Origin of the sequence: Novosphingobium nitrogenifigens DSM 19370 (assembly GCF_000192575.1) — a bacterium.
GTDB classification, from domain to species: Bacteria; Pseudomonadota; Alphaproteobacteria; order Sphingomonadales; family Sphingomonadaceae; genus Novosphingobium; species Novosphingobium nitrogenifigens.
The window spans coordinates 343,465-364,977 of sequence record NZ_GL876935.1; the positions used below are offsets into that span (position 1 = coordinate 343,465).

The window sequence follows — 21,513 nt, forward strand, 5'->3', positions numbered from 1 at the left end:
CCGCCACCACCGCCGCCACGCGGGCCGCCGAAGCCGCCGCGATCGCCACCGCCGAAGCCGCCACGATCACCACCGCCAAAACCGCCGCGATCGCCGCCGCCGAAGCCACCACGACCACCACCGCCGAAGCCGCGATCATAATTGCCGCCGCCGCCGAAACCACCGTAGGGATCGAAATTGTCTTCGCCGAAACCGTCGCGCTTGTCGCGTCCGCGACGCCGCCCTCTGTCAAAACCCATAAAATTCAATAAACCTTGTTTCCGCCCCTGATTTCCTCGGCACCGCAGGCCGGACGCGGGAGCCGGCGGCACGACAAGGAATCCTTGCCGGCGAAGAATGCCGACGCAGTCCATTGCTTTTTGACTATAGCGGACAAAACGGCGGAGTGCGAACGGAATCGTCGCCCTTTATGGATTTCGCCAAAGAAGAGTGATCATTTGGTCGAAATCCGGTCACGATGGCGCTTGACGGCCCTCTCCAGACACATTCCGATACGAATGCTTTACCGGACCTGAAGCCCCGGCCAGAAGCTCCAGAAAGTCCATCGCTGTTTCCTTCCTCGGTTGAAGCCGCTAGGCGAAACGGAACCCTCCCCCTCGCGGTGAACAGGAAGGTCTCCAAGCCATGTTTCGCAAGATCGACGACTCCATGTTCGTCAGCCCGCAGATCACTCTGGCCGATGTCACGGCCGCCAAGGAGCTCGGTGTCGGCCTGATCGTCAACAATCGCCCCGAAGGCGAAAGCGAGGACCAGACGCCCGGCGACGCCATCGCCGCCGCCGCGCAGGAAGCCGGCATTGCCTATGTCGCGATCCCCGTTTCGCACGCAGGCTTCTCGCTCAACCAGGTTGTCGCGCTCGACGAGGCCCTCGCACAGGCCGGTGACGCGCCGGTTCTGGCCTATTGCCGGTCGGGTACGCGCTCGACGCTGCTCTGGGCGCTGACCAAGGCGCGCGCGGGCGTAAGTCCCGATGAAATCGCGGCAAAAGCCGCCGGCGCGGGTTACGACGTGTCGCCGCTGCGCGCCCAGATCGACATGCTCGCTGCCAACAAGGCCTGACCCGGCCGGCATGAGCGGGAAACTGGCAGAAACCGTCACGGCACTCGTCGCCCGACCCGATATCGGGCCGGCGCTGATCGTTGCGGCCGAAACCGTGGCAGGTCTGCTGCTGATCCTTGCCGTCTATGGCCTTGCCCGGGCCCTGCGGCTGGGCGGGGACATCCGCATTGCCGACCGGGCCCACGCCATCCGACTCGCCGATGAAGCGATTGCCGGATTCGATGCGGTCGACGTGACGCTCGATCGTGCGCGGATCGGGGCACTCGTTCGCAATGCGGCCGGACGAGTCATGCTGATCCGTCGGCACGGTTGCCACTTCGTGGGACGCGAACTGACGTCCCACGAGGGCATCCGCCTCGACCGGCAATATCTGACGCTGGAAACCGGCGACCGCCGATTCGGACTGCTCACACTCGACCTTGGCCCCGATGCGCAAACCTGGGCGGCGAGCCTGCGCCGAATCGGCGATTCGCAACGTGGAGGCCGGGCATGAGCGGTTCTGCATTTCAGGCCTGGTTGAACGAGGCGGCCACGACCGGTTTCGATGTCGTGCCCTTTGCCGTGCCGTTCTTCATCCTTGCCATCGTGTTCGAGATGATCTGGGCCCGACGGACCTCACCTGCGGCCTATGAACCGGCAGATACGCTGACCTCGCTTTTCATGGGTCTTGGCAGCACCGTTGCCGGGGCCTTGGCGGCGGGAACCATCGCGCTTGCCGCCGGGACGCTCTATGCTCATCGACTGGTGACGATCCCGGTCGCCTGGTGGACGTGGATTCTCGCCTTCGTCCTCGATGATTTCAACTATTACTGGTTCCATCGCACGGCCCATCGCGTGCGCTGGTTCTGGGCGGCACACGTCAACCATCATTCGAGCCAGCATTACAACCTGTCGACCGCACTGCGTCAGACCTGGACCGGATTCCCGGCCCTGTCCTTTGTCTTTCGCATCTGGCCCGCACTGATCGGCTTTCCGCCGGGCATGTTGCTGACGGTCGGAGGGATCAATCTGGTCTACCAGTTCTGGATCCATACCGAGGCTGTCGGACGGATGCCCCGCTGGTTCGAAGCGGTGATGAACACCCCCTCGCATCATCGTGTCCATCACGGCATCAACCCGCGCTATCTCGATCGCAATTACGCAGGCGTGTTCATCGTCTGGGACCGCCTGTTCCGCTCGTTCGAACCCGAATGCGACGAGGAACCGGTGCGCTATGGCGTGGTCCACCAGCTCGGCAGCTTTTCCTTGCGGACCGTGGCATTCCACGAATGGCTGGCGATCGGCCGCGATCTCGTGCGTGCGCCGTTCCGGGCCAAGCTCTTCTATCTCGTGCGCGAACCGGGCTGGAGCCACGACGGCAGCCGCGAAACATCCCGCACGATTCGCGCGCGCTGGCAGGCAACGCGCGACGAAACCGAAGAATAAGGATCAGCTGGCGAGGCGCAGGCCGGTCGCGACCGCTTCGACCGGCTGATCGGGCCAGATGCCGCGCGTATCATAGACCGCCTTGCCCTGACGCTCGGCCAGCGGCACGACGCGGAAAACGTCGTGGTCGACCAGCACGATCAGCACGTCACAGGTTTCGAGCGCCGTGTCGATATCGATGAGCTTCGCCCCGGTATCGGTGAATTCGATCGGCAGTTCGGCGGCATAAGGCTCGACGATATGAACCCGCTCGCCGAAACGGCGGGCAATGCGCGCGGCGACGAAACGCGCCGGGCTTTCGCGGAAATCGTCGATGTTCGCCTTGAACGCGAGCCCGAGGCAGGCAATCTTCGCGTCCGGATGCGCTTCGACCAAGGCTACGGCATGGTCAATGACATGGTGCATCTTGCCGTCGTTCACTGAGCGCGCGGCGCGGATCAGCGGCGTGTCATCGGGCGCGCCATGGACGATGAACCAGGGATCGACCGCGATGCAATGACCACCGACGCCCGGGCCCGGCTGGAGGATATTGACGCGCGGATGGCGATTGGCCAGCCGGATCACTTCCCAGACATCCAGCCCCATGCGATCCGAAATCATCGACAGTTCGTTGGCAAAGGCGATGTTCACGTCGCGATAGGCGTTTTCGACCAGCTTGGTCATTTCCGCCGACCGCGCATCGGTAGTGATGCACGCCCCCCGCACGAACCGCTTGTAGAACGCCAGCGCCTTGCGCGCGCAACGCGGCGTGATGCCGCCGATCGAACGGTCGTTGTTGGTCAGTTCCTCGAGAATGCGGCCGGGCAGCACGCGTTCGGGGCAATAGGCGATCGAAACGTCGGGCGTTTCGCGCGTCTGCCCCGGAAACTTGAGATCGGGCCGCAGCCTGGCCATGAGATCGCGCATCTCTTCGGTCGTTCCAACCGGCGAGGTGGATTCGAGAATCACCACGTCCCCGACCTTGAGCGCGGCGGCGACTTCGGTAGCGGCTGCCATGACATAAGAGACGTCGGGCGTGTGATGGCCGTCCTTGGCAAAAGGCGTCGGCACCGCGATGACGAAGACATCGGCAGGCTCGATCCGGGTCGAGGCCCGCAGCAACCCGCGTTGCACCACCCCGTGGACGAGACCGTGCAGATCGACTTCCTCGATATGGATATCGCCGCGATTGATCGTGTCGACGACGTGTTGCGAAACATCGAGGCCCAGAACCGGGCAGCCCGAACGGGCAATGATCGCGGCAGTCGGCAGGCCGATATAGCCCAACCCGACGACACAGACCTGCGGCTTCGTTTCACCCAGCATTGGCAACAAGCTCCACAATACGCGGCGCGGCCTTTCCGTCCCCGAACGGATTGTGCGCCTTTGCCATTCGCGAATACGCACTCTTATCGTCGAGCAGCGTGAAAATTTCCGTAACGATACGCGCCGGGTCGGTTCCGACGAGCAAGGCGGTCCCCGCCTCCACGCCTTCGGGCCGCTCGGTCGTCTCGCGCATGACCAGCACCGGCTTGCCCAGAGCGGGCGCCTCTTCCTGCACCCCGCCGCTGTCGGTCAGCATGATGTCCGCCATCGCCAGCAAACGGGCGAAATGGGGATAATCAAGCGGCTCGATGAGGGCGACATTGGGCAAGTCCGCAAGGGCTGCGTCCATGACCCGGCCGACATTGGGATTGGGATGGACCGGAAAGATCAGGGCCACATCCTGCCGCTCGGCAATCGTGCGGATGGCCTGTGCAATCGCTTCCAGCCCGCCGCCGAAATTCTCGCGCCGATGGCTGGTGACGCCGATGATCCGCTTGCCTGCGAACCGCGTTGCAAGATCGGCAAGGCCCGAGGCAAGGCCGGGCTCTGCGGCGATCCGCGCGGTGACCCAGTGCAGCGCGTCGATCACGGTATTGCCGGTGACATGGATCGTTCCGGGCGCGACGTTTTCCGCGCGCAAGGCCGCCGCCGCCGTTTCCGTCGGTGCAAAGTGAAGCGCGGCGATCGAGCCGATGATCTTGCGGTTCACCTCTTCGGGCCAGGGGTGATAGATATTGTGGCTGCGCAAACCGGCCTCGACATGGGCGACCGGGACCTTGCGATAATAGGCGGCAAGAGCCCCCGCCATGGCGGTGGCGGTATCGCCCTGCACCATGACCCAGTCGGGCCGTTCAGCATCCATCACCCGGCCCAGCCCGGTGAGCAAAGCCGCCGTCAGCGAATCGAGCGTCTGGTCCGGGCGCATCAGGTCGAGATCGTGGTCGGGCACGATCCCGGCAATCGCCAGAACCTGATCCAGCATACCGCGATGCTGTGCAGAAACGCAGACCACGACGCGAAAGCGAGGATCGGCCCGCAGCGCATGAACGACCGGGAACATCTTGATCGCTTCCGGACGAGTGCCGAAAACGACGAGGACAGTCTTGCGCGCGGGCTGTTCGTTCATGCGGGGTTCCTTATCCGACCAAGGTTAATACCCCGATAAACGCCCGATTATCGAGCCGGCATCTGCTGGCTCGAACAATGGAAGCCCCCACCCCCGGCAAGAACGGCATCGCCCATCACCCCGATCGCTTCGCGCCCCGGGAAAAGCGCGCCGATCGCGGCCACCCCGTCGGCATCGTGAGGCGAGCCGAAAATCGGCACGATCACCGCGTGAGTGGTGATGACGAAATTCATGTAGCTGGCAGGCTGAATGACGCCATCCCACTCGATCAGACCGGGCGAAGGAACCTCGACCACATCGACCCCGAAATCGCGCGCCCGCGCCACCGCGTCGGCATAGATCGCGGCATTGGGATCGCCAGCCCCCGTCGCGCGCGGCAAGGCGATCCGTCCCGGCGCGAAAAAGCGACCGAGATTGTCGACATGGCCGTCGGTGTGGTCGTTGAGCAGCCCATCCCCCAGCCACAGCACGCGATCAAAGCCGAGGTCGCGGGCCAGACGCATTTCGAGATCGCCGCGCGAAAGGTGCGGATTGCGATTGGGGTTGAGCAGGCACTGTTCAGTCGTCGCCACCAGTCCGGTCCCGTCGCCGTCGAGCGCCCCGCCTTCGAGAATCCAGTCGCCCCGCGTCGCGGACAGCCCCGCACTCGCGGCCAGATCCGCGCCGATCGCATCGTCGCCGGGCATCAGATACTTGCCGCCCCAGCCATTGAACCCGAACAGGCGCGCCATGCGACCGCCCGAGCCGTCGTTGACGACCAGAGGCCCGGTATCGCGCAGCCATACGTCGCCATAGACGCGCGTTTCGAGCACGACCTTTGCACTGACCAGCGATCGCGCCCGCGCCGCATTGGCTTCATCGCGCACGATCAGTCGCACTTCCTGACCGGTTTCGGCGACCGCGTTGGCAAAGGCGGCAATCTGTTCCTGCGCCGGTTCGATGAAGCCAGACCATTCCTCGGCAATGTGGGGAAAGCCGATCCACAGCCAATCCTGCGGGTGCCATTCGGGGGGCATGCGCCATCCGGTGGAAGCCTGCGTCGCGGTCATCGTCTTTCCCTCTTTCCCTGCAATGGCAAAAGCCGTCGGGCGGTAATCGAAGTTGCGCCCGTGCGCCATGCCTCTTCGACACAGGCTTCTTCGACAAGAGGCATGAACAGGGGGCATCATCGACAGCCCCCTTGATCAACCGCCGGGCGGGATGCATCGAGACCTGCATGACGGGAGAGAGCCGATGACTGCCACCATTGCCGAGCGGCCTGATCCGGACTGGACCGGCGCGATCGATCGGGCGCGGACTTATGCGCCGTTCCTGTCCCGCGCACTCGACCGGCGCCCCGATCTTGGCGAACTGCTCGGCGCCGGACGCCTGGACGAGGCGCTCGCCCTGGCCCACGCCGCAGGAGAGGGGACCGAGGACGTCGGGATAGCCCTGCGCCGAGAACGCCTCGCGCTCAGCCTCGTCATCGCCCTTGCCGACCTTGCCGGGGCCATGCCCCTGCTCGAAGTGACCGGCCGGTTGAGCGCCTTCGCCGATCGCGCGCTCGACGCGGCGATCAAGGCCGCAATCCTGCGCCGGGTGCCCGATGCCGTGCCGACCGGATTTACCGGCATTGCGCTGGGCAAGCACGGAGCGGGCGAGCTCAACTATTCCTCCGACATCGATCCCATCCTGCTGTTCGACCCGCTGGCCCTGCCCCGCCGAGAGCGCGACGACCCGGCAGAGGCCGCACAGATGGTCGCCCGCCGCGTGGTCGAACTGCTTTCGACGATCACGGGCGAAGGCTACGTTTTTCGCGTCGATTTGCGCCTGCGCCCGCAATCGGAAGTGACGCCGCTGGCGCTCTCGTTCGACGCGGCCATCACGCATTACGAATCAAGCGCACTGGCATGGGAACGCGCCGCCTTCATCCGGGCGCGGGCCGCCGCCGGAGACATCGCGCGCGGGCAAGCCTTTCTCGACACCATCCGCCCGTTCGTCTGGCGCCGCAGCCTCGATTTCGGGGCCATTGCGGAAATCGGCCGCCTGACCATCCGCATTCGCGACCATTACGCCGGAGGCCAGCGCGTCGGCCCCGGCTATGACCTGAAACGCGGTCGCGGGGGCATTCGCGAAGTCGAGTTCTTTGCCCAGACGCACCAGCTCATTCACGGCGGCCGCAATCCCGCGCTGCGCCTGCGTGGCGTGCGGGCGAGCCTCGACGCGCTCGCCCAGGCCGGGATCATCGCCGCCGACGACGCGCAGGTGCTTGGCACGTCCTACGATCGCCTGCGCACGCTCGAACACCGCCTGCAGATGGTCGCGGACCAGCAGACGCACAGCCTGCCGCTCGATCCGATCGCACTCGACGGCGTCGCGCGGCTCGATGGATTGCCTGATGGCGCCACGCTGGTGAACGAGCTTGCCGCGATTTCGGACGTGGTGGGCAGCCGCTTCGACACCCTGATCGCGGCATGGGCGCCACGCGGCGCGGTGGCGGCGGAACCGGTTCCCCTTGTCCGCGACCTCGACGCGCTCGGCTTTGCCGATCCCGAAGCGCTCGCCGCACGGATCGAGGGATGGAACAACGGCCGCTATCGCGCCTTGCGCAGCGAAGCCGCGCGCATCGCCTTTGCGCGCATCCGCCATCCCTTGCTCAAGGCTCTGGCAGCGGCCCCCGACCCGGATCGTGCGCTGCTCCGCTGGGAACAGTTGCTCGATCACCTGCCCTCGGCCATCAACATCTTCCGCCTGCTCGAAGCCCGGCCCGGCCTTTTCGACGTGGTCATGCGCATTCTCGCCCATGCCCCGACACTGGCCGACGAGCTTGCCCGACGCGCGGACCTGCTCGATGCGCTGATCGACAACACTGCCTTCGACTTGCCCGGCAGCGTCGCCACCATAGCCGCCCGCATCGCCCGCACCGAAAAGGGCGACGATTACCAGTGCCTGCTCGACGCAGTACGGCGGCGGGTCGGGGAAATCCGTTTCGCACTCGGCGTGCAACTGATCGAACACATCCACGATCCGCTGGCGATCGCCGCCGCACTCTCGCGCGTGGCCGAAGCCGCGATCGAAGTGCTGGGCGCGGCAGCCGAGGCGGAATTCGCCGCCACCCACGGCCATGTCCCGAACAGCCGTCTCGTCATTCTGGGACTCGGGCGGCTGGGCGGCGGGGCGCTGACCCATGCCTCCGACCTCGATCTCGTGTTCCTCTTCACCGGCGACTTTGCCGACGAATCCGATGGCCCCCGCCCGCTTGGCGGCACACTCTATTATACCCGGCTCAGCCAGCGCGTGGTCGCGGCCCTGTCCGCCCCGACCGCTGCCGGGGCTCTTTACGAAGTCGATACCCGCCTGCGCCCGTCGGGAACGCAAGGCCCGATCGCGGTCAGCTTCGAAAGCTTCGAACGCTATCAGCGCGAGGAAGCCTGGACCTGGGAGCACATGGCGCTGTGCCGGGCACGCCCGCTGTTCGGAACCGCGCAGGATCGGGCGGACCTGGCGCGCATAGTTCAATCGGTGCTGTGCATGCCGCGCGATCCTGAAAAACTGCGCGCCGACGTCCTCAAAATGCGTGGCGACATGGCGCGGCACAAGCCGCCCAAGGGCCCTCTCGACGTCAAGCTGGCCCGCGGCGGCCTCGTCGACTGCGAATTCATCGTCCACTACCTGCAACTGCGCGAACGGATCGCGATCGACCCCGATCTGGGCGAAGCCATCGCCATGCTGGCCGAGGCGGGTCACGTCGAAGCCGCGCTGGGCGATGCCTATGCCCTGCTCGCGCGGCTGCTGGTCGTCGTGCGACTGGTTGCCCCCGATGGCGCCTATCCCCCGCCCGCCAGCCGTGCCATCGTCGCCCGCGCCTGCGATCAGGCGGACTGGGACAGCCTGCTTGCCGCGATCGCCACTGCCCGCGAAACGATCGCCGCCGCCTGGCGCGAGACCTTTGCCGAAGACCTGGAGACCTCGTGATGACACTTGCCGTGGGCGAAGCCCTGCCCGACATTGCCCTGACCACGCCCGAAGGCGCCACCGTTCGCCCTGCCGACTTTGTCGGGCGCAAGCTGGTCCTGTTCTTCTATCCCAAGGACGACACCCCCGGCTGCACCACCGAGAACAAAGACTTTTCCGCTCTCGCCGAGGCTTTTGCCGCGGCCGACACCGCGCTTCTGGGCATCAGCAAGGACCCGCCGCAAAAGCATCGCAAGTTCATCGACAAGCATGCCCTCGCAGCCCCGCTGGCAACCGACGCCGAAGAAGGCGGCCTCTCCGATGCGCTCGGCATCTGGAAGGAAAAGGCGATGTACGGCCGCACCTACATGGGCATGGAACGCACCACACTGCTGATCGGTGCGGACGGTCGGATCGCACGCATCTGGCCCAAGGTGAAGGTCAAGGGCCACGCCGAGGACGTGCTCGAGGCCGCGCGGCAGCTGGGATGAACTCTGCCGAAAACAGCGTAAGCCGGGCGATCCGCGCCGCGATGCTGACTGCCGACCCGCGCGCCAAAGTCATGGCCGCGCGGGCGGTAGCGCGCGACTGGGCCGCCGGACGGCTCGAAGCCTCGTTCGATTGCGCGATGCCCGACTATCCGGCGCGCCCGGACAAGCCCGAACTCCTGCCCCCCAATGCCATGCCCAAGCGCGGCCGGGGCGGGTCGGAACGCGGGCGGCTCGCGCTGATCCATGCGCTCGCCCATATCGAATTCGTCGCCATCGACCTCGCACTCGATGCGGCCGGTCGCTTCGGCGGGGAACGCGGGCCCGGCTTCGTTTCCGACTGGTTGAGTGTGGCGGCCGACGAAGCCATCCACTTCGCCCTGCTCGAACGCCGCCTGCAATCGCTGGGCAGTCATTACGGCGCCCTGCCCGCGCATGACGGGTTGTGGGACGCGGCAAAAGAGACCGCCCACGACGTTGCCGCGCGTCTCGCCGTGGTGCCGATGGTGCTCGAAGCGCGTGGTCTCGACGTGACGCCGGTAACCATAGAGCGGTTCGAAGCGGTCGGAGATACGCGCACCGCGCGCGTCCTCTCCCGCATCCTTACGGACGAGGTAAACCATGTCCGCTTCGGCACGAACCACTTCACGAGCGTCTGTGCAGAGCGCGGAGAATCACCCCCCGCCTTGTGGAAAACCTTGGTCGATCTGCACTTTCGGGGTGCCATTAAGCCGCCGTTCAACGACTCAGCGCGTCGATCAGCCGGTCTGTCGTGCGAATTCATGGCGGGGGTTGCATGACTGCAACACCTGCCGTTACCCCTCTGGCAACGAAGAGAGACGGGGATCAAAGTCTCTCTTTCAGGTTTCTTCGCCCGCCGAAGGAACTGTTTCCGGGGTAAGGCTGTCGGGTCGCACAAAGCGTCATCGGCACCGAAAAACAGGGTTTCGCACGGGTCCTAATGCTCAATCGTTTCCTTCCTTTCGCGCTGGGTCTTGCTGCCAGCCTCCTCGCCCAGCCGGCATTCGCGAACAGCGCCGCTTCCGCAGACATCACCGCGCCGCTCCGCGCGACCGAAGCGGCCCGCAACGGCTACACCGCCAATGCCGGTGACGACGAATTCCATCAGCTTTTCGCCAATTGGCGTGCTCTGGACACCGGCAAGCAGCAGGCCGCTGTTGCCGACACCGGTTCGGCCTCGATCCCGATGCTCGTTCCCGTGACCAGCAGCCGCACGATGAGCAGCAATTTCGGCATGCGCGTCCACCCCGTGCTCGGCGGTTTCCGCATGCACAAGGGCGTCGACCTGCCCGCCCCGACCGGAACCCCGATCCACGCGACTGCCGATGGCATCGTCGGTCGCGCCGACTGGTTCGGCGGCTATGGTCTGTTCGTTCAGCTTGAACACGGCGCCAATCTGGAAACCCGCTATGGCCACATGTCGCGCATCGCGGTTGCCGAAGGCCAGCACGTCCACAAGGGCGACGTGATCGGTTACGTCGGTTCGACCGGTCGCTCGACCGGCTCACATCTCCACTACGAAGTCCGCATCGCGGGCGACGCCGTGAACCCGATCCCCTACATGCAGGTTGCCGAAGCCAATGCCGCCACTCTGCTGGCAAGTGCTGCCGGATCGACCCCCGCGACTCCGGGCCGGTAAGTTTTCCCCGATCAGGGCCGCAAGAGGCCCGATCGCATCCCGACCATGATGCGATCATCAAGAGGGCGCCGTTTTCGGCGCCCTTTTTCGTGACTTGCCCACGAAGCACGGCATGTTCGGATTGGCCTTGCGGCAGGTTAATCGATCATTTAACCTACCAAGACCATCACACCGCCCCGAGACCGCCGACAAGAGTGGAACCAAGGGGAAAGGTCGGCCCCAGTGGCCAGGCCGAGAGGACCGCCATGCACTACCATCCGAGTGTCCATGCGAGTGCCGATCCCGACAAGCCCGCCGTGATCATGGGGCTAAGCGGCGAAGTTCTGACTTACGGACAACTCGACGCGATCAGCAATCGCTTTGCCCACCTGCTTCGGGCCCGAGGCCTCGGCATCGGCGATACGGTTGCCTTGTGCTTTGATAACACACCGATCTTCTTCGCGCTCTGCTGGGGCGCGCAACGGGCGGGCCTCATCTATGTCGCCATCTCCTGCCGCCTGACTGCGCCGGAAATCGCCTATATCGCCCGTGACAGCGGCGCCGGTTTGCTCGCCGGGACCGAAACGCTGGCGCCGATCCTTGACGACGTGGCCCACCTCGCGCCCGGCCTTCCGCAACTTCGCCTGGGCGGAACGGAAGAGCGCGATCTGGTCGCGGCCCTTGCGCCCCATCCGGGAACCCCGATTGCCGATGAGCGGGCCGGTATCGACATGCTCTATTCCTCAGGTACGACCGGAAAACCCAAAGGCGTGCGCATGCCCTTGCCCGAAGATCCGGCGATCGGCGGCAGCAACGGCCTGTTCGAACTGGCACGCGGCGTCTTCGGGTTCGGCGCGCACAGCGTCTACCTGTCCCCCGCCCCCCTCTATCACGCCGCGCCGTTGCGATGGTCGCTCACCGTCCACAAGCTTGGCGGAACCGTCGTGTGCATGGAGAAATTCGATCCCGAAAAGGCGCTCGCCCTGATCGAACGCCATCGCGTCACCGACAGCCAGTGGGTGCCGACGCATTTCGTGCGCATGCTCAAACTCGATGAAAGCGTGCGCCGCCGATACGACCTTTCGAGCCTGCGTTGCGCCGTCCATGCGGCGGCCCCCTGCCCCGTTCCGGTCAAGCGGGCGATGATCGGCTGGTGGGGCCCGATCCTGATGGAATATTACGCCGGGACCGAAGGCAACGGCTTTACCTTCATTTCGAGCGAGGAATGGCTCGAGCGCCCCGGGTCGGTCGGACGGGCGCTGCTCGGCACCCTGCACATCTGCGACGAGGCTGGAAACGAAGTCCCACGGGGCACCGAAGGACAAGTCTTTTTCGAAGGCGCCACGCGGTTCAGCTACCACAACGATCCGGACAAGACCCGCGATGCGACGAACCGGCATGGCTGGACCAGTCTGGGCGACGTCGGCTGGGAAGACGAGGACGGCTACCTTTTCCTCACCGACCGCAAGGGCTTCATGATCATTTCAGGCGGTGTGAACATCTATCCGCAGGAAATCGAGAACCTGCTCGTCACCCACCCCAAGGTCGTCGATGTCGCGGTCATCGGCGTTCCCGACCCCGACATGGGCGAACGCGTCGTCGCCGTCGTTCAGCCAGCCGATTTCGATGCGGCAGGCCCCACACTTGCGGCGGAACTGACCGAATGGCTCGCGCCACGCCTCAGCCGCGTCAAGATGCCGCGCCAGATCGATTTTCGCCCGGAACTGCCGCGCGAACCGACCGGCAAACTCTTCAAGCGCCTCTTGCGCGACGAGTATCGCAATCAGCCGGAAAGCCTTGCCGGGGAAATCCGGTAAGTCTTTCCGGCAAATACGCCGCAACCCGCCAAGGCATGTGCATCATGGTAGGCAGGTATCAGTCGAAAGTTGCAGCCAGCCGCTTGATCGCGGCGCGCACGTCAGCCGCCATGTCACTGCGTTCGAGCGCCAGTTCCAGCGTCGCTTCGACAAAACCGCTCTTGCTGCCGCAGTCATACCGGCGACCGGCAAAGGTGACGGCGTGGAACGCCTGATTGCCGATCATCTTGGCCATGGCATCGGTCAGCTGGATCTCGCCGCCCGCACCCTTTTCCTGCCCTTCGAGCGTACGCATGACTTCGGGCTGGAGAATGTAGCGGCCCGAGATGATCAGGTTCGAGGGCGCTTCCTCGCGCTTGGGCTTTTCGACCAACCCGACCACTTCGGTCAGGCTGCCCGACACCTTGGCGCCGGGCTTGATCACGCCATAGCTCGACACTTCCTCTTCCGGCACTTCGAGCACCGAAATGAGATTGCCGCCGACTTCGTTGTAGGCCTCGACCATCTGCTTCATGCAGCCCGGCGAGCCGATCATCAGTTCGTCGGGAAGGAAAATCGCGAACGGTTCGTTCCCGACGATCGCCCGCGCGCACCAGATCGCATGGCCCAGGCCCATCGGAACCTGCTGGCGCACGGTGACGAGGTTGCCCGGCTGAATCCGCGTCGGCGCGAGAATCGAAAGATCCTTGCCACGCGAGGACATGGTTGCCTCAAGTTCGAACGCGGTGTCGAAATGTTCGACGATAGCCGTCTTTCCACGACCAGTGACGAAAATCAGTTGTTCGATGCCTGCTTCGCGCGCTTCATCAACTGCGTATTGAATGAGCGGCCGATCGATAATCGGCAGCATTTCCTTGGGAATAGCTTTTGTCGCGGGCAGAAATCGCGTGCCCAGTCCCGCCACCGGGAATACGGCCTTGCGAATGGGTTTACGGATGGTCGTTTCAGTCATGCACGCACTCTATCCTGGGAATTCTTTCACCACTGTTATGCTGCGCACAATTTTCAGTGCAACTGCTGATTTTGCGTTAACCCACTATCAAGCACGTCCTGCTGGCAAAATTCGGATTGGCGAATTTCCGCACAGTCTCTAAACGGCAGAGATGGACAAGATCATCATTCGTGGCGGCCGCCGGCTGTCGGGTACCGTGCCGGTTTCGGGGGCAAAGAACGCCGCACTCACCCTGCTTCCCTGTGCCTTGCTGACCGAGGAGCCGCTCACGCTCCGCAACCTGCCGCGCCTTGCCGATATCGACAGTTTTCAGCACCTGTTGAACCAGTTCGGCATCTCGACCGCGATCGCGGGTGCGCGTCCGGAAGATTTCGGGCGGGTCATGACGCTTCAGGCCACACGCCTTACCTCGACCGTCGCGCCCTACGACCTCGTGCGCAAGATGCGCGCCTCGATCCTGGTGCTCGGCCCGATGCTTGCCCGCGCCGGGGAAGCGACCGTCTCGCTGCCCGGCGGCTGCGCGATCGGCAACCGCCCGATCGACCTCCACCTCAAGGCTCTCGAAGCCTTCGGCGCGAGAATCGAACTCGCGTCCGGCTACGTCCGTGCGATCGCGCCTGACGGCGGCCTTCCGGGCGGCTCCTACACCTTCCCGGTGGTCTCGGTCGGTGCGACCGAGAACGCCCTGATGGCAGCGGTTCTCGCCAAGGGCACCTCGACGCTGCACAACGCGGCACGCGAACCGGAAATCGTCGACTTGTGCAATCTGCTGGTCGCGATGGGTGCCGAAATCGAAGGGATCGGTTCTTCCGATCTCACCATTCACGGCGTTTCACGCCTCCACGGGGCAACCTACATGGTCATGCCCGACCGTATCGAGGCGGGTTCCTATGCCTGTGCGGCGGCCATCACCGGCGGCGACGTCCTGCTGGCGGGCGCCCGGATGGAAGACATGGCCTCGACCGTTCAGGCTCTGCGTGACGCGGGCGTCCATGTCGAGGAAGTACGCGGCGGATTGCAGATCACGACGGACGGCCCGCTGCGCCCGGTGACGCTCTCGACCGCGCCGTTTCCCGGCTTCCCGACGGACATGCAGGCCCAGCTCATGGCGATGCTGTGCATGGCCGAAGGGTCTTCGGTCCTGACCGAGACGATTTTCGAGAACCGCTACATGCACGTTCCCGAACTCAACCGCATGGGCGCCCGAATCGAGACCAAGGGCCGCACTGCGGTCGTGCATGGCGTGAAGAAGATGACCGGCGCCGACGTCATGGCCACCGACCTGCGCGCATCGATGAGCCTCATCATCGCCGGTCTTGCAGCCGAAGGCGAAACCCGCGTCCACCGCGTCTATCACCTCGACCGGGGCTATGAACGCCTCGAGGAAAAGCTGTCCCTGATCGGCGCCGACGTCGAACGGGCCGGAGACTGATGTAACGCGCGACTGAAAGACCGTGAAGGCACGGCGGTTCAGCCGCCGTGCCGCCCCAGGGCTCGCGCCGCGAGCCATTGGCGGATCGCCCCGGCAAGACCGGGCGGATTGTCAGCCCCGATCCTCTCGACATCGATCCGCGCGACCAGCGCGTTGATCGGAATCCCTTCTTCCTCGGCAACTTTGCGCAGCCAATCCCAGAACAAGGGTTCCAGGCTGATCGAGGTCTTGTGCCCGGCGATCTCCACCGACCGCTTGACCGGCGGATGATAGATTGAGGAAATGTCCGTCATATCCTGTGAAACGGCGGCAGACATCACGCCCGCCGCCGATCCGGATCAGTACATGTGCTGCCCACCGTTGATCGACATCGTCGACCCGGTCACGAAACCAGCGTCGTCCGAAGTCAGGAACGCAACGGCGCGCGCGATTTCATAGGCCTTGCCCAGACGTCCGACCGGAATCTTGGCAATGATCTTTTCGAGCACCGGGGCCGGCACGGCCGCAACCATGTCGGTGTCGATGTAGCCCGGCGCGATGGCATTGACGGTCACGCCGTACTTCGCCCCTTCCTGCGCCAGAGCCTTGGTAAAGCCATGGATCCCAGACTTGGCGGCGGCGTAGTTCACCTGACCGTACTGCCCGGCCTGACCGTTGATCGACCCGATATTGACGATACGCCCCCAACCGCGCTCGCGCATACCCGGGAAAGCCGCCTTGGCCATGTTGAAGCAACCGCCAAGATTGATGCGCATGACTTCGTTCCAGTCGTCATAGCTCATCCGGTGAAGAACCCCGTCGCGCGTGATCCCCGCATTGTTGATCACGATGTCGACAGGTCCGTACTGCTCGGCAATTCCGGCCACCGCGGCCAGCGAAGCCTCATGATCACCCACGTCCCAGCGGACCGTGGGAATGCCCGTCGCTTCGGTAAAGGCCTTCGCCTTTTCCTCGTTCCCGGCATAGTTGGCAACGACCTGGCGTCCCTGCTCTTTCAGTGCGAGGCTGATGGCCTCGCCGATCCCCCTGGTACCACCCGTAACGATAGCTACTCGCGCCATTTGGAATCCTCTGGTTGAAATACCCCGATCAGGCGACTGCTAAAGTATGACCATGTCGAATATACGACAAGTCACCTGATACCGAAAATTACCAAATAATGAGATGCAGCCGAAATCGTGCATCCAGACCATAGAAAAAGCACATACAATATGCTGCATCGCAAAAAGAATGCTTAAGAAGACCCGAAACAATGGAGTCACAGCGATTGCTGCGCTGCATCATTAATGAAAATGCAATAATCACGGCCGAATTTCTTGAATTTCAAAGAAATCGACACATCTCGGGAAAAATTCCCGCATCGTTGAGGATGGAGGAGGCGCAACAACGGCCAGACCAGCACCCGGCATAACCGGACAACACCAGTCACCAAAACCGGATCAGCGATAAGGGGAACATCGACAAGTCAAAAGATAACCGATTCGGATATCTTCGACACCCTCGTTCAGAAGCGGAACTTGGTTCCGACGTAAATCGCCTGACTGTCCTGGCGATGGTCGGTCAGCGCGCGCAGGCGATCGCGGTCCGACGAATAGCGGATACCCGCCGTCACATCGAGATTGCCGGTCAGACGATAGCTGCCGCCAAGATCGACCTGGTAATCCCCCTGCCCATCAGGCGTACGCGGGGCACGGCCGGTCTTGTCCTTCTCATCAACAGCGATCCGCGGTTCGATGCGCGAAAAACCGTTCGCCGCCGCAGACTGCGAAGGCGCCAGAGAGAATGTCCGCAATTCGGCATTGTCCGGCGTCGATTCGCGCGGAAGGCTCGCCGTGACCGAAGCAAAGCTCTGATACCCGCGAGCAAGACCCAGGTTGTACACCGTCGGTGCAATCCGCACAGCAGCAAGTCCGGGATTGCCCGCCGCAGGCGCCGACCGAGCACCGATCAGGCGCGCGCGCAATTCGGGCAACCGCACCGCAACCGTGACTGCACGATCGGGGCGATTCTCGGTTCCCGCAGGCGTGAAGCGGAACAGCTTTCCATTGACCAGCGCATGGGCCGACACTTGCGCAACGAGGCGCGGATCAACCGAGGCCGGCGTGAACGAACCGACTCCGCCGCGTGCAGCAAGACTGACGGGCAGCGATTCGGTGCCGTTGGAAAATGCGTTCACGACGGTCGGGGCAAGCAACAGAGAAGGCAAGACAACCGCCGCGACCCTTGCAGGCACGCGCAGAAGCCGACGAAAACCGCCGCCTTTCCCGCCATTTGCCTGCTTACCGCTCATTGCCCTGTTACCTGCCTTGTTCTTTACCCGCTTCACTTGCCCGCCTCTCGGCAACGAAGGCCGTTGGCGATCGCAAGTGACCGTTCAGTTCACATGGATATAGATGCATCCCCGGCCGAGTTCCAGTCGGCAAGCCCCTTCCCGAGCATTCGCTGAAAAGTGTTGCACGCAATCCACACGCCTCATCTCCTCCGCCTTTCCTGCACGCCGCTTCCCTTCCGGCGGAAACGGTCTTCCAATGCGCTTGCCGCCTGACATGTGGGAGTGTTAGAGGCCTGCCGAAGGCGACGCGCGCCACCCTTTTCGGCATCTCACCGATCCGAAAGCGGAGGATTGCCGATCTACGCCCGTTTTCGGTCGTGCCGGCAGGATCGCGTCACCGCACCCCGCCGTGCCAGCAAGGACAGGATTGACAGTGACGTTGAGCGCCAGCCCCCGCAGCACAAACCCCCGCACGATCGGCACTCTTCCCGCAACCACCTTGCGCGGATTGCTTATCGGCGCGCTCCTCGTCTCGCTCGGCGCCTGTGCGCCCCACCGTCACCACCCCAAGCCGCTGCAGCACCCCACCGCCGAATATGCGGACAGCAAGGTCACGCAAATCGGCGTGAACTCGTACCTCTGGCGTGCCAGCCTCGACACCTTGTCGTTCATGCCCCTGCTCCAGACCGACAGCAACGGCGGCGTGATCGTGACCGACTGGTACTCCAATCCGTCCAACCCCAACGAACGGGTCAAGGTGACGGTTTCGATTCTCGACCAGGACCTGCGCGCGGACGCCGTGCGCGTGGCCGCCAGCCGCCAGGTGCTGCAGGGCGGCAACTGGATCGACGCTCCGGTCCAGGCCGCCACCGTACAGAAGCTGGAAGACATCATCCTGACCAAGGCGCGCGACTTGCGCCGCAAGACCCTGCGCGGCTGATCGCCCGGCGGAGCCCGGCTTCGTGCCGGGCCAATCCGCCTGACGGCCGCCCTCTTGCGTCCACCTGTTGCGCGAGACCGCCTGCCTGCGTAGAGGGCGCGCATGACCGCTGATCGTTTCGACCCCGCAACGTCCGACATTCGCTGGCAGAAGGCCTGGGACGACGCCCAGACTTTCCGTGCCGACGATGCCTCTCCGCGCCCGCGCAGCTATGTGCTCGAGATGTTCCCCTATCCTTCGGGGCGCATCCATATCGGCCATGTGCGCAATTACACGATGGGCGACGTCCTCGCGCGCTACAAGCGGATGAAGGGGTTTGAAGTCCTTCACCCGATGGGCTGGGACGCATTTGGCATGCCCGCCGAAAACGCGGCCATGGAGAAGGGCGTTCACCCCGGCGGCTGGACCCGCGACAACATCGCCAACATGAAGGCACAGTTGAAGCGACTGGGCTTCGCGCTCGACTGGTCCCGTGAAATCGCGACCTGCGAACCCGAATACTACGGCCATGAACAGTCGCTGTTCATCGACCTTTATCAAGCCGGCCTTGTCTATCGCAAGGAATCGGCCGTCAACTGGGACCCGATCGACCACACTGTGCTGGCCAACGAACAGGTCATCGACGGACGCGGCTGGCGTTCGGGCGCCCTGGTCGAAAAGCGCAAGCTCAACCAGTGGTTCCTCAAGATCACGCAGTTTGCCGACGATCTGCTGAACGGGCTCGGCACGCTCGACAAGTGGCCTGAAAAGGTCCGCCTGATGCAGGAAAACTGGATCGGCAAGAGCCAGGGCCTGCAGTTCCGCTTCGCCCTGTCGAACGGCGAGACTCTCGAAGTCTACACCACCCGCCCCGACACCATTTTCGGCGCCAGCTTCGTCGCGGTCGCCGCCGAGCACCCGATCGCGCAGGCTGTCGCTGCCGCCAACCCCGCTGCCGCCGAGTTCATCGCGCTGTGCCGTCAGGGCGGCACGACGGCCGCCGAACTCGAAACCGCCGAAAAGCTGGGCTATGCGACCGGGATCACCGCGCGCCACCCCTTCACCGGCGAAGACCTGCCCGTCTACATCGCCAATTTCGTGCTGATGGACTACGGCACCGGCGCGATCATGGCCGTCCCCGGCCACGACCAGCGCGACTTCGACTTCGCAAGCAAGTACGACTTGCCGATCCTGCGCGTCGTCGCAGCCCATGCCGAGGACGCCGACCGCCCGTTCGGCGCCGAAGCCGAGGCAGGCGACGGCATTCTCGTCAATTCGTCGTTCCTCGACGGCCTGCCGGTCGCACAGGCCAAGGCCGAAGTGATCGCCCGCGCGCAAGCGGAAGGCTGGGGCGAAGGCAAGACGGTTTGGCGCCTGCGCGACTGGGGCGTTTCGCGCCAGCGGTACTGGGGTACCCCGATCCCCTTCGTCCATTGCGAAATCTGCGGCGTCGTGCCGGTGCCCAAGAAGCAGCTTCCGGTCACGCTGCCCGACGATGTCGACTTCTCGGTTCCCGGCAATCCGCTCGATCGCCATCCGACGTGGAAGCATGTCGATTGCCCGCAATGCGGCCACGCAGCCCGGCGCGAAACCGACACGCTCGACACTTTCGTCGATTCCTCGTGGTATTTCCTGCGCTTTGCCAGCCAGCCGACGGATGCCCCGTTCGATCCGGCGGTGATTGCACAGTGGTTGCCGGTCGAACAGTACATCGGCGGCATCGAGCATGCGATCCTGCACTTGCTCTACGCCCGCTTCTGGACCCGCGCTCTTGCCCATATCGGCAAGATCGACATCACCGAGCCTTTCGCCAGCCTGTTCACCCAAGGCATGGTGACGCATGAAACCTATGAACGGCGCAATCCCGAAAACGGGCAGCCGATCTTCTTCAGCCCGACCGAAGTCGAACGCAGCAGCGACGGGGCCGTGCTCCGCGCCGACGGCGCCCCGGTCGAGATCGGCCGCGTCATCAAGATGTCGAAGTCGAAGAAGAACGTGGTCGACCCCGACGAGATCGTCGCCCGCTATGGTGCCGACGCGATCCGCTGGTTCATGCTGTCCGACAGCCCGCCCGAACGCGACCTCCCCTGGTCGGAAGCCGGGATCGAGGGCTGCGCCCGCTTCGTCCAGCGCCTGTGGCGCCTGTTCGCCCAATATGACGCCACAGCAACCGGCGAAGACAAGGCCGTCGCCCGCAAGGCGCACCAGACCGTCCATGCCGTTGCCGCCGACATCGAAGCTCTCGGCTTCAACAAGGCCGTCGCGCGCATCTACGAACTGACCGGCGTGATCGAGAAGGCCGCCCCTTCGGCAAGCCGCAGCGAAGCGATCCGCATGCTGCTGCAACTGATCGGGCCGATGATGCCGCATCTGGCCGAAGAGGCCTGGTCCGCCATGGGCGAAGGCCTCGTTGCCGACGCCGCCTGGCCACCAGTCGATCCGGCCCTGCTGGTCGATGACGAAGTGACCGTCGCGGTTCAGGTCAAAGGCAAGTTGCGCGATACGCTGACCGTTGCCAAGGGCACCTCGCGCGAGGATCTCGAACGTCTGGCGCTTGCCTCGGAAAAGGTCCAACGTGCCCTCGACGGTGCGGAAATCCGCAAGATCATCGTCGTTCCGGATCGGTTGGTGAACCTTGTCGCGTAATCGCCCCTTTCGCCTCGTCGCGCTGGCCTCGTCGCTTGCCCTGCTTTCGGCTTGCGGGCTCAAGCCCATGTATGCCGGGGGCAGCAGCGGGGCCGTCGCGCGTCAGGCGGCTGCGGTCGACGTCTCCCCCATCGAGGGAAAATCGGGCTTCCTCGTCCACAATGCCCTGACCGACCGTCTCGGCGCTGCGGGCAAGGCAACGCCGCGCTATCGCCTCGACGTTCGCCTCGACGAGCGCCTGCAGGGCACCGGGCTCCTGTCCAACAACTCGATCACGCGTGAACGGCGCACCCTGCGCGCGCGCTATCAGCTCGTCGATCTGGCATCGGGCACGATCGTGCTCGACGCGACCGCCGATGCCGACGCCGGGATCGACATCGTCTCGAGCGAATATGCGGTGATCGCGGCCGAACAGACTGCGCTCGAAAACCTCTCGAAAGACATTGCCGACCAGATCGTCACGCGCGTCTCGACGCGTCTGCGTCAGATGAAATAACGGC

General features: G+C 64.3%; 20 protein-coding genes. 13 read left to right on the plus strand and 7 right to left on the minus strand.

Going from position 1 to position 21,513, the window contains the following annotated elements:
* The 4 genes from Y88_RS19430 to Y88_RS17790 form a co-directional block, all read left to right on the plus strand.
* A partial coding sequence (locus Y88_RS19430) for a hypothetical protein (RefSeq protein WP_040702663.1) occupies positions 1-251 on the plus strand: 251 nt, incomplete at its 5' end.
* Between the two features lie 373 nt (positions 252-624).
* A complete protein-coding gene (locus Y88_RS17780; protein WP_008071777.1) occupies positions 625-1,059 on the plus strand; it encodes a TIGR01244 family sulfur transferase in 435 nt (144 codons plus the stop codon).
* 10 nt (positions 1,060-1,069) lie between these two features.
* Positions 1,070-1,552, plus strand: coding sequence for a hypothetical protein (locus tag Y88_RS17785; RefSeq protein ID WP_008071778.1), 483 nt, complete (start codon positions 1,070-1,072; stop codon positions 1,550-1,552).
* Positions 1,549-2,484: a sterol desaturase family protein gene (locus tag Y88_RS17790; protein ID WP_008071779.1), complete on the plus strand. Its 936-nt coding sequence runs from the start codon at positions 1,549-1,551 to the stop codon at positions 2,482-2,484. Before Y88_RS17785 ends, Y88_RS17790 begins: the two co-directional genes overlap by 4 nt.
* Before the next feature lie 3 nt (positions 2,485-2,487).
* Here Y88_RS17790 and wecC read toward each other — a convergent pair whose 3' ends face one another.
* From wecC to Y88_RS17805, 3 genes are read right to left on the minus strand one after another with little or no spacing between them, the layout of a single operon-like run.
* On the minus strand, positions 2,488-3,789 hold the full coding sequence (gene wecC, locus Y88_RS17795; RefSeq protein ID WP_008071780.1) for a UDP-N-acetyl-D-mannosamine dehydrogenase: 1,302 nt from the start codon (positions 3,787-3,789) through the stop codon (positions 2,488-2,490).
* Complete coding sequence (wecB, locus tag Y88_RS17800) at positions 3,779-4,915, minus strand: non-hydrolyzing UDP-N-acetylglucosamine 2-epimerase (RefSeq protein ID WP_008071782.1); 1,137 nt, start codon at positions 4,913-4,915, stop codon at positions 3,779-3,781. Before wecB ends, wecC begins: the two co-directional genes overlap by 11 nt.
* 47 nt (positions 4,916-4,962) lie before the next feature.
* Positions 4,963-5,964 (minus strand): agmatine deiminase family protein, encoded by a 1,002-nt coding sequence (locus Y88_RS17805; protein ID WP_026166882.1) that lies wholly within the window; start codon positions 5,962-5,964, stop codon positions 4,963-4,965.
* 184 nt (positions 5,965-6,148) lie between these two features.
* On the opposite strand from Y88_RS17805, the gene Y88_RS17810 reads away from it, so the two are divergent.
* The 5 genes from Y88_RS17810 to Y88_RS17830 all read left to right on the plus strand — a co-directional run bounded on the left by Y88_RS17810 (position 6,149) and on the right by Y88_RS17830 (position 12,792).
* A complete protein-coding gene (locus tag Y88_RS17810; RefSeq protein WP_008071785.1) occupies positions 6,149-8,869 on the plus strand; it encodes a bifunctional [glutamine synthetase] adenylyltransferase/[glutamine synthetase]-adenylyl-L-tyrosine phosphorylase in 2,721 nt (906 codons plus the stop codon).
* A complete protein-coding gene (locus Y88_RS17815) occupies positions 8,869-9,339 on the plus strand; it encodes a peroxiredoxin (protein ID WP_018075563.1) in 471 nt (156 codons plus the stop codon). The genes Y88_RS17810 and Y88_RS17815 overlap by 1 nt, the downstream gene beginning before the upstream one ends.
* The gene (locus Y88_RS17820) at positions 9,336-10,136 is read left to right on the plus strand and encodes a ferritin-like domain-containing protein (RefSeq protein ID WP_008071788.1); all 801 of its coding nucleotides are present in this window, start codon (positions 9,336-9,338) and stop codon (positions 10,134-10,136) included. The genes Y88_RS17815 and Y88_RS17820 overlap by 4 nt, the downstream gene beginning before the upstream one ends.
* Positions 10,137-10,297: 161 nt before the next feature.
* Positions 10,298-10,996 carry a M23 family metallopeptidase gene (locus Y88_RS17825; protein ID WP_008071789.1) on the plus strand — a complete coding sequence of 233 codons (699 nt, stop codon included), beginning with the start codon at positions 10,298-10,300 and terminating at the stop codon, positions 10,994-10,996.
* 245 nt (positions 10,997-11,241) lie between these two features.
* Positions 11,242-12,792 (plus strand): acyl-CoA synthetase, encoded by a 1,551-nt coding sequence (locus tag Y88_RS17830; RefSeq protein ID WP_008071790.1) that lies wholly within the window; start codon positions 11,242-11,244, stop codon positions 12,790-12,792.
* 58 nt (positions 12,793-12,850) lie between these two features.
* Here the strand turns inward: Y88_RS17830 and galU are convergent, their stop codons facing one another.
* On the minus strand, positions 12,851-13,744 hold the full coding sequence (gene galU, locus Y88_RS17835; RefSeq protein WP_008071791.1) for a UTP--glucose-1-phosphate uridylyltransferase GalU: 894 nt from the start codon (positions 13,742-13,744) through the stop codon (positions 12,851-12,853).
* A gap of 151 nt (positions 13,745-13,895) precedes the next feature.
* On the opposite strand from galU, the gene murA reads away from it, so the two are divergent.
* Positions 13,896-15,176 carry a UDP-N-acetylglucosamine 1-carboxyvinyltransferase gene (gene murA, locus Y88_RS17840; RefSeq protein ID WP_008071792.1) on the plus strand — a complete coding sequence of 427 codons (1,281 nt, stop codon included), beginning with the start codon at positions 13,896-13,898 and terminating at the stop codon, positions 15,174-15,176.
* Positions 15,177-15,214: 38 nt separating this feature from the next.
* On the opposite strand, the gene Y88_RS17845 is transcribed toward murA, so the two are convergent.
* The 3 genes from Y88_RS17845 to Y88_RS17855 all read right to left on the minus strand — a co-directional run bounded on the left by Y88_RS17845 (position 15,215) and on the right by Y88_RS17855 (position 17,352).
* On the minus strand, positions 15,215-15,469 hold the full coding sequence (locus tag Y88_RS17845; protein ID WP_008071793.1) for a ribbon-helix-helix domain-containing protein: 255 nt from the start codon (positions 15,467-15,469) through the stop codon (positions 15,215-15,217).
* 45 nt (positions 15,470-15,514) lie between these two features.
* Positions 15,515-16,237 (minus strand): acetoacetyl-CoA reductase, encoded by a 723-nt coding sequence (gene phbB, locus Y88_RS17850; protein ID WP_008071795.1) that lies wholly within the window; start codon positions 16,235-16,237, stop codon positions 15,515-15,517.
* Positions 16,238-16,680: 443 nt separating this feature from the next.
* Positions 16,681-17,352, minus strand: coding sequence for a hypothetical protein (locus Y88_RS17855; RefSeq protein WP_232281136.1), 672 nt, complete (start codon positions 17,350-17,352; stop codon positions 16,681-16,683).
* 571 nt (positions 17,353-17,923) lie between these two features.
* On the opposite strand from Y88_RS17855, the gene Y88_RS17860 reads away from it, so the two are divergent.
* From Y88_RS17860 to lptE, 3 genes are all read left to right on the plus strand, one after another.
* On the plus strand, positions 17,924-18,388 hold the full coding sequence (locus Y88_RS17860; RefSeq protein ID WP_169333624.1) for a DUF3576 domain-containing protein: 465 nt from the start codon (positions 17,924-17,926) through the stop codon (positions 18,386-18,388).
* Positions 18,389-18,490: 102 nt separating this feature from the next.
* On the plus strand, positions 18,491-21,013 hold the full coding sequence (gene leuS / locus Y88_RS17865; protein ID WP_008071801.1) for a leucine--tRNA ligase: 2,523 nt from the start codon (positions 18,491-18,493) through the stop codon (positions 21,011-21,013).
* Positions 21,003-21,509, plus strand: a complete 507-nt coding sequence (lptE, locus tag Y88_RS17870; protein ID WP_008071803.1) for an LPS assembly lipoprotein LptE — start codon at positions 21,003-21,005, stop codon at positions 21,507-21,509. Before leuS ends, lptE begins: the two co-directional genes overlap by 11 nt.
* Positions 21,510-21,513 lie beyond the last annotated feature (4 nt).

Bases quoted from the DNA above. Each gene is read 5' to 3' on its own strand.
- Y88_RS17790 (WP_008071779.1), top strand. From the start codon at position 1,549: ATGAGCGGTTCTGCATTTCAGGCCTGGTTGAACGAGGCGGCCACGACC.
- Y88_RS17845 (WP_008071793.1), bottom strand. From the start codon at position 15,469: ATGACGGACATTTCCTCAATCTATCATCCGCCGGTCAAGCGGTCGGTG.
- Y88_RS17810 (WP_008071785.1), top strand. From the start codon at position 6,149: ATGACTGCCACCATTGCCGAGCGGCCTGATCCGGACTGGACCGGCGCG.
- Y88_RS17805 (WP_026166882.1), bottom strand. From the start codon at position 5,964: ATGACCGCGACGCAGGCTTCCACCGGATGGCGCATGCCCCCCGAATGG.
- Y88_RS17785 (WP_008071778.1), top strand. From the start codon at position 1,070: ATGAGCGGGAAACTGGCAGAAACCGTCACGGCACTCGTCGCCCGACCC.
- Y88_RS17830 (WP_008071790.1), top strand. From the start codon at position 11,242: ATGCACTACCATCCGAGTGTCCATGCGAGTGCCGATCCCGACAAGCCC.
- Y88_RS17780 (WP_008071777.1), top strand. From the start codon at position 625: ATGTTTCGCAAGATCGACGACTCCATGTTCGTCAGCCCGCAGATCACT.
- wecB (WP_008071782.1), bottom strand. From the start codon at position 4,915: ATGAACGAACAGCCCGCGCGCAAGACTGTCCTCGTCGTTTTCGGCACT.
- wecC (WP_008071780.1), bottom strand. From the start codon at position 3,789: ATGCTGGGTGAAACGAAGCCGCAGGTCTGTGTCGTCGGGTTGGGCTAT.
- Y88_RS17820 (WP_008071788.1), top strand. From the start codon at position 9,336: ATGAACTCTGCCGAAAACAGCGTAAGCCGGGCGATCCGCGCCGCGATG.
- phbB (WP_008071795.1), bottom strand. From the start codon at position 16,237: ATGGCGCGAGTAGCTATCGTTACGGGTGGTACCAGGGGGATCGGCGAG.
- Y88_RS17825 (WP_008071789.1), top strand. From the start codon at position 10,298: ATGCTCAATCGTTTCCTTCCTTTCGCGCTGGGTCTTGCTGCCAGCCTC.
- leuS (WP_008071801.1), top strand. From the start codon at position 18,491: ATGACCGCTGATCGTTTCGACCCCGCAACGTCCGACATTCGCTGGCAG.
- Y88_RS17815 (WP_018075563.1), top strand. From the start codon at position 8,869: ATGACACTTGCCGTGGGCGAAGCCCTGCCCGACATTGCCCTGACCACG.
- murA (WP_008071792.1), top strand. From the start codon at position 13,896: ATGGACAAGATCATCATTCGTGGCGGCCGCCGGCTGTCGGGTACCGTG.
- galU (WP_008071791.1), bottom strand. From the start codon at position 13,744: ATGACTGAAACGACCATCCGTAAACCCATTCGCAAGGCCGTATTCCCG.